The sequence below is a fragment of the Labrys wisconsinensis genome, from assembly GCF_030814995.1.
In the GTDB taxonomy this organism is placed as follows: domain Bacteria; phylum Pseudomonadota; class Alphaproteobacteria; order Rhizobiales; family Labraceae; genus Labrys; species Labrys wisconsinensis.
In genome coordinates this window covers 331,328-344,342 of sequence record NZ_JAUSVX010000003.1, presented here as the reverse complement: position 1 = coordinate 344,342, position 13,015 = coordinate 331,328, and the positions used below count along the sequence as shown (strand labels likewise).

Genomic DNA, 13,015 nt, shown 5'->3' with positions numbered 1-13,015 from the left:
ACCGTCTCTGCAGGGGAAGCGAATCCGGCAGGTTGCCGCGTGAGTTCCTGCCGGACGTTGGAAATAGGGTAGGGTACGAGCCCCATGGCATCAGCTTTGTTCAAGTCGAAACTGCGTATGGCGCTTGTGCTCGTCGCGCTCTGCTTCGCCTTCGGAGCCGCGCCCGTTGTTTTCGCAGCTGTTGCCCAGGCACAGGCGGCTCCGGCGGCGCCGATCATCAACCGTGTCGTCTTCGAGAAGAACAAGAAGATCAACAGCGACACCCTGCAGAGCGGCATGGAATCCAAGCCGAAGACGCCGTTCGACCCGAAGAAGGTCGAGACCGACATCGCGCGCATGAAGGACTATTACGCCGCCAACGGCCGCGCGACCGTGGTGATCACCTATCGCACCGTGTCTCTGCCCAACAACCGCGTCGACCTCATTCTCACCGTCAACGAAGGCGAGAAGATCGGCGTCGAGGAGATCCGCTTCATCGGCAACAACGCCTACTCCGACTGGCGGCTGAAGCGGCAGATGGCGACGGTCGAATCCGGCTATTTCGGCTGGCTACGCACCACCGACACCTATGACCCCAACCGCATCGCCGGCGATGTGGAGCGGCTGACGCGCTTCTACGCCAATCGCGGCTATCCCGACTTCCGCGTCGTGTCGGTCGTGCCGACGCTGAACGAGAAGCAGGACGCCTACATCATCACCTTCACGGTGGACGAGGGCCAGTACCACACCTTCGGCGCCGCAACGGTCCAGTCGACCGTGCCCGAGATCAATTCCGCCGACCTCGAGAGCAAGATGCGCACCTCGACGGGCGACGCCTATGACGCCGAGGACGTGGACAAGACCGTCGAGGACATGACCGACGAGCTGGCGCGCAGCGGCCATCCCTTCGCCCAGGTCCGCCCGCGCGGCGAGCGCGACGCCAACGGCAACATCAACATCGCCTATGTCGTGGAAGAGGGCGCCAAGGTCTATATCGAGCGCATCAACATCTCCGGCAACACCCGCACCCGCGACTATGTCATCCGGCGCGAGTTCGACGTGGCCGAAGGTGACCCCTACAACAAGGCGATGATCGACCGCGCCGCCCGGCGCCTGCGCAACCTCGGCTATTTCGAGAGCGTCAAGATCACCAACGAGCCGGGCTCGGCGCCGGACCGCGTCATCATCGACGTCGAGGTGGTCGACCAGTCGACCGGCGAGTTCTCGGTCGGCGGCGGCTACTCCACCTCGGACGGCTTCATCGGTGAGGTCTCGCTGTCGGAGCGCAACTTCCTCGGCCGCGGCCAGTATGTGAAGGTGGCGGTCCAGTACGGCCAGAACACCCAGGGCGTGCAGTTCTCCTTCACCGAGCCCTATTTCCTCGGTCAGCGCATCGCCGCGGGCTTCGACCTCTTCACCAAGAAGACCGACCAGAGCGACTACACCTATTACAACAACCGCGTGACGGGCGGCACGTTGCGCGCAACCTTCCCGGTCACCGAGGACTTCTCGTTCGGCGTGCGCTACAGCGGCTACCAGCAGCAGGTGTCGATCCCCTCGCAGTACGACGATTGCGGCTTCCCGCCGAACATGATCCCGTACGATCCGAAGAATCCCAATGCCTGCTGGACCAACGGCGAGGCCTCGCTGGCGATCAAGGACCTGGTCGGCACGCGCTTCGTCTCGACCGTCGGCTATACCCTGGCCTACAGCACGCTCGATGATATCAAGAACCCGAGCGAAGGCACCTTTGTCAGCTTCAAGCAGGATTTCGCCGGCGTCGGCGGTGATGCCAAGTGGCTGAAGAGCACGGTTGACGCCCGCTACTACTACCCCATCACCGATGACCTGACCCTGATGGTGCGCGGCCAGGGCGGTTACATGGTCGGCTGGGGCGGCGACAAGCTCGCCATTGTCGACCAGTTCAACCTCGGTCCGGACTTGGTGCGCGGCTTCGCGCCCGGCGGCATCGGCCCGCGCGATATCTCCGGCGCCGGCGGCAACACCGAAGGCAACTCGCTGGGCGGCACCACCTATTACGGCGGCACGGTGGAACTGCAGTTCCCGCTGCTCGGCCTGCCGCGTGAGCTCGGCCTGAGGGGCGCGCTCTTCGCCGACGCCGGCACGCTCTACAATTATGGCGGCAAGAACTACGGTCCGTGCTCCAGCGAGCAGTTCTGCCTGCTGGACGAGAGCACGATCCGCTCCTCCGTCGGCGCCAGCCTGCTCTGGGCCTCGCCTCTCGGGCCGCTGCGCTTCGACTTCTCCCAGGTCCTCAGCAAGGCGAGGGGCGACCAGACGCAGTTCTTCCACTTCTCCGGCGGCACCACATTCTGAGGACCGCTGCTCTCAACCGCCGGCCGGTCCCGACGGACCGGCCGGCTTTCTTATGGGCGCCCTCCGTCTCCGGGGCGGCGCGAACGGCCGAGGCATGACCGACCCCGTGTTCTTTCGTCCGCACGCTGCCTTGGCGGTCGCCGACATCGTCTCGATCACCGGCGCGGCGCCGGCCGAGGGGCTCGAGCCGACGCGGCGCATCAGCGCCGTGGCGCCGCTCGACCAGGCCGGGCCGGATGATCTCACCTTCCTGGAGAATCCGCATTACCTGCCGCTGCTGGCGACCACCCGCGCCGGCCTCGTCCTGATCGCGCCGAAATTCGCCGCGAAGGCCCCGACGGGCGCGCCGCTGCTCGTCGTGCGCGAGCCCTATCGCAGCTTTGCCCAGGTTGCGCTCGTCCTGCATCCCGAGGCGGCGCGCCCGCAATCGATGTTCGGCTCCAAGGGCATCGCGCCCGGTGCCTTCGTTCATCCCGAGGCCCGGCTGGAGCTCGGCGTCACCGTCGATCCCGGCGCGGTGATCGGCCCGCGCGCCGAGATCGGCGCCGGCTCGATCGTCGGGCCCAACGCCGTCATCGGGCCGGACGTGCGCATCGGCCGGGACTGCTCGGTGAGCGCCAATACCACGCTGCAGCACTGCCTGATCGGCAATCGGGTCATCGTTCATCCCGGCGCTCAGATCGGCCAGGACGGCTTCGGCTTCGCCATGGGCCCGCGCGGCCACATGAAGGTGCCGCAGGTCGGACGGGTGGTGATCCAGGACGACGTCGAGATCGGCGCCGGCACCACCATCGACCGCGGCGCCAACCGCGACACCGTGATCGGCGAGGGCACCAAGATCGACAACCAGGTGCAGATCGCCCACAATGTCATGATCGGTCGCCATTGCGTTCTCGTCGCCAAGGTCGGCATATCCGGGTCGACGGTCCTGGAGGATTTCGTGGTGATGGGCGGCGCCTCGGCGACGGTCGGCCATATCCGCATCGGCATGGGCGCCCAGATCGCCGGCGCCGCCAACGTCAAGGACGACGTGCCCCCGGGCGCCCGCATGGGCGGGACGCCGGCGCGGCCGTTACGCGAATGGGCGCGCGAACTGGCTGCGCTGAAGCGGCTGGCGGCCGGCGGTCGCGCCGCCGCGCCGGACGCCCGGGAAGACAAGGGAGAATGAAATGACCGAGGCCTCGCCGGTGCAGACCTTGGAAGCCGTGGATATCGTCAAGCTCCTGTCGCTGCTGCCGCACCGCTACCCCTTTCTCCTCGTCGACCGCATCGTCGACATCGCGGGCGACGAATCCGCCATCGGCATCAAGAACGTGACGTTCAACGAGCCGCAGTTCATGGGGCATTTCCCCAACCGGCCCGTGATGCCCGGCGTGATGATCATCGAGGCGATGGCGCAGACGGCGGGCGCGATCTGCATGCTGAAGTCGCTCGCCGGCGCGCCGCCGAAGCTGTTCTATTTCATGACGATCGATGAGTGCAAATTCCGCCGGCCGGTCACGCCGGGCGACCAGATGCGCCTGCACATGACCAAGCTCAAGAGCCGGCGCAACATGTGGTGGTACCGCGGCGAGGCCAAGGTCGACGGAGCGGTTGCCGCCGAGGCGATCGTCTCCGCCATGCTTGTCGAGAATAGCCCCGCATGACCCAGGCCATCCATCCCACGGCTATCGTCGCGCCCGGCGCCGTTCTCGGCGAGGGCGTGACCGTCGGGCCTTTCTGCCTCGTCGGCGAGGCCGTGTCCCTGGCGGACGGCGTGACGCTGCATTCGCACGTGGTCGTCGCCGGGCGCACCCGCATCGGCGCCCGCACGCAGGTCTATCCCTTTGCTTCGCTCGGGCACCCCCCGCAGGACCTCAAGTACCGGGGAGAGCCGTCCGAACTGGTGGTCGGCGCCGACTGCCTGATCCGGGAAGGCGTGACCATGAACCCCGGCACGGCCGGCGGCGGCCTGCGGACGGAGGTCGGCGAGCGCTGCGTCTTCCTGGCCCAGAGCCATGTCGCGCATGACTGCAAGCTCGGCAACAACGTCATCTGCTCCAACAACGTCATGCTCGCCGGCCACTGCACGGTCGGCGACTTCGCCATCCTGGGCGGGGGCTGCGCCGCGCATCAGTTCGTGCGCATCGGCGCCCACGCCTTCGTCGGCGGGCTGACCGGCGTCGAGAACGACCTCATCCCCTATGGCATGGCGATCGGCAACCGTGCCCATCTCGCCGGCCTCAACATCGTCGGCCTGAAGCGGCGCGGCTTCGAGCGCGAGCAGATCCACGCCCTGCGCCGGGCCTACCGCCTGCTGTTCGCCGACGAGGGCACGCTGAAGGAGCGGCTCGAGGACGTCGCGTCCGAGTTCGTCGACGAGCCGCTGGTGCAGGAGATGGTGTCCTTCGTCCGGGCGGGCGGCGATCGGGCGATCTGCACGCCGCGCGACGCGGCGGGCGCCGACGCTTGAGCCCCGGCGCGAGCTCCAGGCCCGCTCCCCTGGCGATCATCGCCGGAGCCGGCCGGTTGCCGGCCGAGATCGCCGCCGAGGTCGCCGCGCGCGGCGAAGCCGTGGTGGTGATGCCGCTGCGGGGCGTGGCGGACGCCGATTTCGCCGGGTTCGCCCAAGAGCCGATCGGGATGATGGACCCTGCCGGGGCGGTGGCGGCGCTGGGGCGCCTCGGCGTCGGCCGCATCGTCATGGCCGGAACCGTCCACAGGCCGGGGCTCGGCCTGGTGCTCGCGGCCTGGCAGGCGGCGCTCAACCGCGACGAGATCCGCCGGATCGTGCGGGGCGGCGACGACAATGTCCTGCGCGGCGTCATCGCCTTCCTGGAGCACAGCGGCTTTCCCGTGGTTGGCGTGCGCGACGTGGCTCCGGGGCTGATGGCCGCAATCGGCCTGCTCGCCGGCCGAGACCCGGGCGAGAGCGCCATGGCTGACATCGCCAGGGGCGTGGAGGCGCTGCGGGCGTTCGGGCCGCTCGATGTCGGCCAGGCGGTGGTCGTGGCCGACGGGCGGGTCCTGGCGGTCGAGGCCGCAGAGGGGACGGACGCGATGCTGCGCCGCGTCTCGGCGTTGCGGCGGCACGGGCTGCTCGGCCGCCTGCTGCGTCATGGCCGGCCGGTGCTGGCCGAGCATCGCGGCGGGGTGATGGTGAAGGCGCCCAAGCCCGGCCAGGACATGCGCGCCGACCTGCCGGTGATCGGCCCGAGGACCGTGCGGCTGGCGGTTCGGGCCGGGCTTGCCGGCATCGCGGTCGAGGCCGGTGGCGTCCTGGTCGTCGAGCGGCAGCAGACCCTGGCCGAGGCGGAGAAGCTCGGCCTGTTCATCCTCGGGGTCGCAAGATGACCGGTGCGCCGCTCGACGTCTTCCTGGTGGTCGGAGAACCCTCGGGCGACCAGCTCGGCTTCAAGCTGATGCAGGCGTTGCGCCGGCGGCTCGCCGGCGCGGTCCGCTTTCGCGGCGTCGCCGGCCCGGCGATGAGCGCCGAAGGCATGGAAAGCCTGTTTCCCCTCGACGACGTCGCGGTGATGGGATTTGCCCCGGTCCTCGCGCGGTTTCCGACGATCTATGCGCGGGCCTGGCAGACGATCGACGCGGTGGTGGCCGAGCCGCCTGACGTGCTGGTGATCATCGATAGTCCCGGCTTTACCCACGCGGTCGCAAAGCGCGTGCGGCGGCGCCTGCCGGGCCTGCCGATCGTCGACTACGTCTCGCCGTCGGTCTGGGCCTGGCGATCCGGGCGAGCGCGCGACATGGCGGCCTATGTCGACCATGTCCTGGCCCTGCTGCCGTTCGAGCCGGCTGCGCATCAGCGGCTGGGCGGGCCGCCCTGCACCTATGTCGGCCATCCCTTGATCGAGCGCCTGGGCGAACTGCGACCAGATCCGCAGGAGACGGCGGCGCGCTCCGCCGCGCCGCCGCTGGTGCTGGCGCTGCCGGGCAGCCGTTCTGGCGAGGTGGCGCGGCTGACGAACGTTTTCGGCGAAGCGCTGGCCCTGGCGATACAGCGGGCCGGCCCCTTCGACATCGTCCTGCCCACGGTGCCGCGCCATGCGAAGCGGCTGCGCGCCGCAGTCGCGAGCTGGGCGGTCCGTCCGCGGGTGATCGACGGGGAGGCCGAGAAGTTCGCGGCGTTCCGGCGGGCACGGGCGGCGCTGGCGGCCTCCGGCACCGTGACGCTGGAGCTGGCACTGTCCGGCGTGCCCATGGTCGGCGCCTATCGCCTCCCGGGCTGGGAGGCCTTCCTGGCGCGCCGGCTGATCCGGACGCCGTCGGTGCTGCTGCCCAACCTGATCCTGGGCGAGCGGGCGATCCCGGAGCTGCTGCAGGAGGATGCGACGCCGCCGCGCCTCGCCGAGGCGCTGGTGCCGCTGATCGGCGAGGGGCCGGAGCGCCGGCACCAGCTCGAGGCGCTCGGCCGCCTCGACGGCCTGATGCGGCTGGAAGGCGAAGCGCCATCCGAGCGCGCCGCCCGCATCGTGCTCGAAACCATCGAAGCCAAGCGCGCGGCCCGCTGATCCCGGGCGATCGGCAAGGCCGCCGGCGGCGCTTCTTCAGCGCCGCTGTACCATTTTCTTGCAGCGCCTCAGCGCCGCTGGGCCATGGAGGTGTAGTCGCGCCGCGCGGCGCCGGTATAGAGCTGACGCGGCCGGCCGATCTTCTGGCTCGGATCCTCGATCATTTCCTTCCACTGCGCGATCCAGCCCACGGTGCGGGCCAGGGCGAACAGCACCGTGAACATCGAGGTGGGGAAGCCCATCGCCTTCAGGGTGATGCCCGAATAGAAGTCGATGTTGGGATAGAGCTTCTTCTCGATGAAATACTCGTCGTGCAGCGCGATGCGCTCCAGCTCGATCGCGACCTCGAGCAGCGGATCATCCTTGTTGCCGAGCTCATTCAGCACCTCATGCGTGGTCTTCTGCATGATCTTGGCGCGCGGGTCGTAGTTCTTGTAGACGCGGTGGCCGAAGCCCATCAGGCGGAACGGGTCGTTCTTGTCCTTGGCCTTGGCGATGTAGTGCGGGATGCGGTCGGCGGTGCCGATCTCCTGCAGCATCTTCAGGGCCGCCTCGTTGGCGCCGCCATGGGCCGGCCCCCAGAGGCAGGCGACGCCGGCGGCGATGCAGGCGAAGGGATTGGCGCCCGAGGAGCCGGCCAGGCGCACCGTCGAGGTCGAGGCGTTCTGCTCGTGGTCGGCGTGCAGGATGAAGATGCGGTCGAGCGCCCGCGCCAGCACCGGGTTGGGCCGGTATTCCTCGCACGGCACGGAGAAGCACATGCGCAGGAAGTTCGAGGGGTAGTCGAGATCGTTCTTCGGATAGACGAAGGGCTGGCCGATCGAATATTTATAGGCCATCGCCGCCAGGGTCGGCATCTTGGCGATCAGCCGCATCGACGAGATCATCCGCTGGTGCGGATCGGCGATGTCGGTGGAGTCGTGGTAGAAGGCCGAGAGGGCACCCACCGAGGCCACCATGACCGCCATGGGATGCGCATCGCGGCGGAAGCCCTGGAAGAACCGGGCCATCTGCTCGTGCACCATGGTGTGGCGCGTGACGCGGTAGTCGAAATCGGCCTTCTGCGCCGACGTCGGCAGCTCACCGTAGAGCAGGAGATAGCAGGTCTCCAGGAAGTCGCCGTGCTCGGCGAGCTGCTCGATGGGATAGCCGCGATAGAGCAGCACGCCCTCGTCGCCGTCGATATAGGTGATCTGGGATTCACAGCTCGCCGTCGAGGTGAATCCCGGATCGTAGGTGAACATGCCGGTGTTCTTGTAGAGCGGCGCGATGTCGACGACGGTCGGGCCGATGGTCCCGGATCGGGTCGGGAGCGTGAAAGATCTGTCGCCGATCGTCAGTGTCGCAGAGTCGCCGCTCATGCTCGTCTCCTGTGTTCGGAAACCGGCCGACGCGCCCGAGCCCGGTGCAGGCCCGTGATCGCTGCTGCGATCCTGCGTCCGTCGTTCGCGCGGATTGGGTAGCTCATTTGCTGCATTGCCGCAAGAACTGGTCCGGGACCGGCAGGCGTGCCCTGGCGGCGCAACCGGCGTGCGGATGCTGCAGGGCCGGCGGAGCGTCTCGATCGGCGGCCGGGCGACTCCGGACGGCCGCGATTCCGCGGCCCGGCCGCCCCCTCAGGACGTGGCCTGGTCCTTCAGCCGGGCGAGGCTCTCCTCGCGGCCCAGCACCGCCAGCACGTCGAACACCGGCGGCGAGGTCGCCCGCCCGGTGAGGGCTGCGCGCAGCGGCTGGGCCACCTGGCCGAGCTTGAGCCCGGTCTCGTCGGCAAGGGCCCGGATTGCCGCCTCCGCCGCTTCGGCCGACCAGTCCGCCAGGGTCTCGAGCCGGGTCGTGGCCAGCCCCAGCGTCGCCCGCGCCTCGTCGGTGAGCAGCGACCGGGCCTTGTCGTCGAGCGGCAGGGGGCGGGCGGCGAACAGGAAGCCGGCGCCGTCCAGGAGCTCGATCAGCGTCTTGGCGCGCTCCTTCAGCCCGGGCAGCGCCGCCGTCAGCTTGCGACGCATCGGCGGATCGAGCTTGGCCGCCAGCTCCGGGCCGCCCGGGATGTGCGGGAGCAGCTTGTCGATCGCATCCATCAGCTCGGCGTCCGGGGAGGCACGCATGTAGTGGCCGTTGAGGTTCTCCAGCTTCTTGAAGTCGAAGCGGGCCGGGGAGCGGCCGATCGCGCCGGTGTCGAAGGCGGCGATCATGTCCTCGGTCGAGAAGATCTCCTGGTCGCCGTGGCTCCAGGACAGGCGCACCAGGTAGTTGCGCATGGCCGCCGGCAGATAGCCCATGGCGCGATAGGCGTCGACGCCCAGCGCCCCGTGCCGCTTGGACAGCTTGGCGCCGTCCGGCCCGTGGATCAGCGGGATATGGGCCATGTGCGGCACGTCCCAGCCCATGGCCTCGTAGATCTGCTTCTGGCGCGCGGCATTGGTGAGATGATCGTCGCCGCGGATGATATGGGTGATCCCCATGTCGTGGTCGTCCACCACCACCGCCAGCATATAGGTCGGATTGCCGTCCGAGCGCAGCAGCACCAGATCGTCCAGGTCCTTGTTGGCCCAGGTGACGCGGCCCTGCACCTCGTCGTCGATGACGGTCTCGCCGTCCTGCGGGGCGCGCAGGCGGATCACCGGCTTGATGCCCGGCGGCGCGCTGGCGGGATCGCGATCGCGCCAGCGCCCATCATAGCGCGGCGGCCGCCCCTCCCTGCGGGCGGTCTCGCGCATCTCCTCCAGCTCCTGCGGCGTGGCATAGCAGTAATAGGCCCGCCCGCTCGCCAGCATCGCCTCCGCCACCTCGCGGTGCCGCGCGGCGCGGGCGAACTGGAAGATCGGATCGCCGTCCCAGTCGAGCCCGAGCCAGGAGAGGCCGTCGATGATGGCGCCGATGGCGGCCTGGGTCGAGCGCTCCCGGTCGGTGTCCTCGATGCGCAGCAGCATCCTGCCGCCCTTCGCCTTGGCATAGAGCCAGTTGAACAGCGCCGTGCGGCCGCCGCCGATATGCAGGAAGCCGGTGGGCGAGGGGGCGAAACGGGTGACGACGGGCGAAGACATGTCGGGGGCGGTCTCTTGAGGCAGTCCCCTGGCGAGCGGGTAGGGGACGCGATACGCTGGGGGCGTTTAACACAGCGTCGTGCCGGGCGGTAGCGTCGGAGCGGCCTTTCATGGGGCGTGGGCGGGCAGGGGAGCGCGTCGGGGTGGCGGGGGTCGACCCGCGCCGCCAACCCTTTGTCATGCCCGGCGTGGCGACGCTGTCACAGCTCGTCGCGACCTTCGGCGCCCGGCTGCGCGCCGCCGCCGCCTTCGAGGCCGACGCCTTCGATCTCGCGCTGGTCGTGCCGATCTTCCTGGGGCTCGGCGTCATCCTCTATTTCGTCGCGCCGGAAGAGCCGGGCCTCGCCGGGCCGGCCACGGCGAGCCTTGCGGCGGTCGCGGCGGCCTGGGCCGCTCGCGGCCGGCGCTGGCTGTATATCGGCTTCGTCTGCTGCGCGGCCCTCGGCGTCGGCTTCTCCTCGGCCAAGCTGCGCACTCTCGCCGTGGCGGCGCCGCAGCTCACCAAGCCCCTGACCGCGACCATGACTGCGACGGTCCTCTCCGTCGACCGGCGCGCCCGCGGCGGTGCCCGCCTGGTGCTGCGGCCGGAGACGATCGCGGGCCTTGCCCCGGAGGCCATGCCCGCCCTGGTCCGGCTGACCTCCACCGGCATCGACCTGCCGGCGCCGGGCGACAGCGTGACGCTGAAGGCGCTGATGCGCCCGCCGCCGCCTCCAACGGTGCCCGGCGGCTACGACTTCGCCCGCGACGCTTTCTTCCACGGCATCGGCGCGGTGGGCTTCGTCGCCGGCCGGATCAAGCCGGCGGAGCGTCCCGTCGCCATGACCGCCGGCGAGCGCTTCGCCGCCTGGCTCGACCGCATCCGCAACGCCCTCACCGAGCGCATCGTCGCGATCGTGCCGGGCGAGGACGGCGCCGTCGCTGCCTCGCAGGTCACCGGCAAGCGCGGCCTGATCCCCGAGGACGCCAACACGGCATTGCGCGCCGCCGGCCTCTATCACGTGGTGTCGATCTCCGGCCTGCACATGGCGCTGTTCGCCGGCGCGCTGTTCTGGCTGATCCGCGCGCTGCTGGCGCTCTCCCAGCGCCTCGCCCTCTGCCTGCCGCTGAAGGCGCTGGCGGCCATGCTGTCCCTCGGTCCGGCCGCGGCCTACACGATCTTTTCCGGCGCCGAAGTGGCCACGGTGCGCTCCTTCTTCATGTCGGCCATCGTGCTGATGGCGATGGCGCTCAATCGCACCGCCATCACCCGCCGCAACGTCGCGCTCGCCGCCGGCCTCGTGCTCCTGACCACGCCGGAGCAACTGCTCGGGCCGAGTTTCCAGATGTCCTTCGGCGCGGTCGCCATGCTCGTCGCCTGGTACGACCAGCCGCGCCGGCCGGGATCGCGGCCGCCGACCTCCTTTGCCGGGCGGGTGCTGTCCCGGTTCGGCGTGGTGGTCGTCGGGCTGATGGTCACCACGATCATCGCCTCGCTGGCGACGGCGCCGTTCTCCGCCTTCCATTTCCATCGGCTGACGGTCCAGTCGCTCGCCGCCAACTTCATGGCGACGCCGATCGTTTCGCTGCTGATCATGCCGCTGGCCCTGCTGGCGCTGGCGGCCGAGCCGTTCGGTTACGGCGCGCCGGTCTGGTCCGCCATGGGCGTGGCGGTGAGCTGGTTCATGGCGATCGCCCGGATGGTCGCGACCTGGCCAGGCTCGGAGATCGTCACGCCGCAATTCTCCAGCACGGCGCTCGCCGCCTTCTCCGCCTGCCTGGTGCTGCTGGCGGTCCTGCGCAGCCGCCTGGCCCTCGTCGCCGTGCTGCCGCTGAGCCTCGGCGCGGCGCTGGCCGTGGCCTCGCCCAGGCCGGTCGCCATCCTCGGGGCGAACGGCCATGCCGCCCTGGCCCGGGACGGCGAGCGCCTGGCTGTCATCGCCGACAAGCGCGATGCCTTCAACGTCCGCGAATGGCTCCTGGCGATGGGCGATGCCCGTCCGCCCGAGGACCCGACGCTGGCCGAGGGCAGGCGCTGCGACCCGGAGGGCTGCTCTGTTCCCCTCGGGCATGGGCGTGCCCTGGAGCTGGACCGGACCATGAATGCCATCGACGAGGACTGCGGCAAGGTCGCCATCCTGGTCACGCCCCTCGCGGCGCCGGCCCGCTGCGCCGCTGCCGGCGTGGTCGTCGACAGAGCAGCGATTCTCGCCGCCGGATCCATCGCCATCTACGAGGAGACCTCGTCCTTCGATGCCGTGCCGCGCTGGCGTGTCGTCGCCGCACGTCCTGCCGGCAGCGACAGGCCCTGGGCGCCCGTCGCCGCCCGGACGATTGCGCCGAGGCGGTCGGCAGTCGCGCCGGCAGCTGCCACGGACGAGGCCGGCAACGAAGCCGCGACGGAGCCTCAGTAGCGGCGGAACAAGCCGACCAGCTTGCCCTGGATGCGCACGCGGTCCGGTCCGAAGATGCGTGTCTCATAGGCGGGGTTGGCGGCTTCGAGCGCAATCGAGGCGCCCCGGCGGCGCAGACGTTTCAGCGTCGCCTCCTCGTCGTCGATCAGCGCCACGATGATGTCGCCGGTCTCCGCATTGTCCTGGCGGCGGATCAGCACGATGTCGTTGTCGAAGATGCCGGCCTCGATCATCGAATCGCCGCGCACTTCGAGGGCGAAATGCTCGCCGGCCGTCAGCATCTCCGGCGGCACGCTGATCGTATGGCTCTTGTTCTGGATGGCCGAGACCGGCGTGCCCGCGGCGATCCGGCCCATGACGGGCACCAGCACCGAGCGGACGGCATCCTCGTCGGCGGGCGCCGCCGGGGCGCTGCGCACCCGCCCCAGGGCGCCCTCGATCACGTTGGGTCGGAAGCCGCGCTGCGAGGGGGTGGCCCCGAATCCCGGCACCGAGGACTCGGGCAGCTTGACCACCTCGAGCGCCCGGGCGCGATTGGGCAGGCGACGGATGAAACCACGTTCCTCCAGCGCCATGATCAGGCGATGGATGCCGGACTTGGAGCGAAGGTCGAGCGCGTCCTTCATCTCGTCGAAGGAGGGCGGCACGCCCTGCTCCTTCAGGCGTTCGTGGATGAAGCGCAACAATTCGTGTTGTTTCTTCGTCAGCATCGGCGTTCCTGGTGCGGCGGGCGAATCAACCGATGAATCGCCAAACAAAA

General features: G+C 69.6%; 10 protein-coding genes. 7 read left to right on the top strand and 3 right to left on the bottom strand.

The annotated features are described in order from the left end of the window. Positions 1–117 precede the first annotated feature (117 nt). The 6 genes from bamA (at position 118) to lpxB (ending at position 6,821) form a co-directional block, all read left to right on the top strand. The gene (gene bamA, locus QO011_RS11580) at positions 118–2,316 is read left to right on the top strand and encodes an outer membrane protein assembly factor BamA (protein WP_307271849.1); all 2,199 of its coding nucleotides are present in this window, start codon (positions 118–120) and stop codon (positions 2,314–2,316) included. 94 nt (positions 2,317–2,410) lie between these two features. Continuing rightward, the gene (gene lpxD / locus QO011_RS11575; protein WP_307271846.1) at positions 2,411–3,484 is read left to right on the top strand and encodes a UDP-3-O-(3-hydroxymyristoyl)glucosamine N-acyltransferase; all 1,074 of its coding nucleotides are present in this window, start codon (positions 2,411–2,413) and stop codon (positions 3,482–3,484) included. Between the two features lies 1 nt (position 3,485). Continuing rightward, positions 3,486–3,962 (top strand): 3-hydroxyacyl-ACP dehydratase FabZ, encoded by a 477-nt coding sequence (gene fabZ, locus QO011_RS11570; RefSeq protein ID WP_307271843.1) that lies wholly within the window; start codon positions 3,486–3,488, stop codon positions 3,960–3,962. Continuing rightward, positions 3,959–4,768, top strand: coding sequence for an acyl-ACP--UDP-N-acetylglucosamine O-acyltransferase (gene lpxA, locus QO011_RS11565; protein WP_307271838.1), 810 nt, complete (start codon positions 3,959–3,961; stop codon positions 4,766–4,768). The genes fabZ and lpxA overlap by 4 nt, the downstream gene beginning before the upstream one ends. Continuing rightward, complete coding sequence (locus QO011_RS11560; protein WP_307271836.1) at positions 4,765–5,649, top strand: LpxI family protein; 885 nt, start codon at positions 4,765–4,767, stop codon at positions 5,647–5,649. Before lpxA ends, QO011_RS11560 begins: the two co-directional genes overlap by 4 nt. Then, on the top strand, positions 5,646–6,821 hold the full coding sequence (lpxB, locus tag QO011_RS11555) for a lipid-A-disaccharide synthase (protein ID WP_307271832.1): 1,176 nt from the start codon (positions 5,646–5,648) through the stop codon (positions 6,819–6,821). The genes QO011_RS11560 and lpxB overlap by 4 nt, the downstream gene beginning before the upstream one ends. A 68-nt stretch (positions 6,822–6,889) precedes the next feature. On the opposite strand, the gene gltA is transcribed toward lpxB, so the two are convergent. After that, a complete protein-coding gene (gltA, locus tag QO011_RS11550; RefSeq protein WP_307271828.1) occupies positions 6,890–8,182 on the bottom strand; it encodes a citrate synthase in 1,293 nt (430 codons plus the stop codon). Between the two features lie 255 nt (positions 8,183–8,437). Continuing rightward, positions 8,438–9,862 (bottom strand): glutamate--tRNA ligase, encoded by a 1,425-nt coding sequence (gene gltX, locus QO011_RS11545; RefSeq protein ID WP_307271826.1) that lies wholly within the window; start codon positions 9,860–9,862, stop codon positions 8,438–8,440. Between the two features lie 143 nt (positions 9,863–10,005). On the opposite strand from gltX, the gene QO011_RS11540 reads away from it, so the two are divergent. Then, the gene (locus tag QO011_RS11540; RefSeq protein ID WP_307271823.1) at positions 10,006–12,255 is read left to right on the top strand and encodes a ComEC/Rec2 family competence protein; all 2,250 of its coding nucleotides are present in this window, start codon (positions 10,006–10,008) and stop codon (positions 12,253–12,255) included. Here QO011_RS11540 and lexA read toward each other — a convergent pair. After that, complete coding sequence (gene lexA, locus QO011_RS11535; RefSeq protein ID WP_307271821.1) at positions 12,249–12,965, bottom strand: transcriptional repressor LexA; 717 nt, start codon at positions 12,963–12,965, stop codon at positions 12,249–12,251. The two genes, QO011_RS11540 and lexA, sit on opposite strands and share 7 nt — an antisense overlap. Between the last annotated feature and the right edge of the window lie 50 nt (positions 12,966–13,015).

Bases quoted from the DNA above. Each gene is read 5' to 3' on its own strand.
- bamA (WP_307271849.1), top strand. From the start codon at position 118: ATGGCGCTTGTGCTCGTCGCGCTCTGCTTCGCCTTCGGAGCCGCGCCC.
- lpxD (WP_307271846.1), top strand. From the start codon at position 2,411: ATGACCGACCCCGTGTTCTTTCGTCCGCACGCTGCCTTGGCGGTCGCC.
- fabZ (WP_307271843.1), top strand. From the start codon at position 3,486: ATGACCGAGGCCTCGCCGGTGCAGACCTTGGAAGCCGTGGATATCGTC.
- lpxA (WP_307271838.1), top strand. From the start codon at position 3,959: ATGACCCAGGCCATCCATCCCACGGCTATCGTCGCGCCCGGCGCCGTT.
- lpxB (WP_307271832.1), top strand. From the start codon at position 5,646: ATGACCGGTGCGCCGCTCGACGTCTTCCTGGTGGTCGGAGAACCCTCG.
- gltA (WP_307271828.1), bottom strand. From the start codon at position 8,182: ATGAGCGGCGACTCTGCGACACTGACGATCGGCGACAGATCTTTCACG.
- gltX (WP_307271826.1), bottom strand. From the start codon at position 9,862: ATGTCTTCGCCCGTCGTCACCCGTTTCGCCCCCTCGCCCACCGGCTTC.
- lexA (WP_307271821.1), bottom strand. From the start codon at position 12,965: ATGCTGACGAAGAAACAACACGAATTGTTGCGCTTCATCCACGAACGC.